We start from the raw sequence: 257 nt of genomic DNA, 5'->3' as shown, positions 1-257 counted from the left end.
AGGTCGCCGGGGGCGACGACATCGACCTCACGATCCGATCGACCGTGCACGGGCCGATCATCTCGGGTCTCACCGACGACTTCACCGCGATCGCCGACGCCCCTGAGGCGGGTCTTGCCGCCGGCGGCGCCACGGGCCCGGCGCCGACCAGCCCCGCGCCTGCCGGCGATGACGCCGAGTATGCCGTCAGCCTGCGCTGGACGGCGCTCGACCCCGGCACGGCCGCGACCGCGATCTTCGCACTGTCGACCGCCCAG

General features: G+C 74.3%; 1 protein-coding gene. It reads left to right on the top strand.

Annotated elements, in window-relative coordinates:
* The coding region (locus SB753_RS38960; protein WP_410805404.1) for a penicillin acylase family protein at window positions 1-257 on the top strand (257 nt) is incomplete at both ends.

Origin of the sequence: Paraburkholderia sp. SIMBA_053 (genome assembly GCF_046534895.1) — a bacterium.
Lineage (GTDB): Bacteria > Pseudomonadota > Gammaproteobacteria > Burkholderiales > Burkholderiaceae > Paraburkholderia > Paraburkholderia caledonica.
The sequence above is the reverse complement of the archived record's forward strand: the minus strand, read 5'-3'. Positions and strand labels throughout refer to the sequence as shown.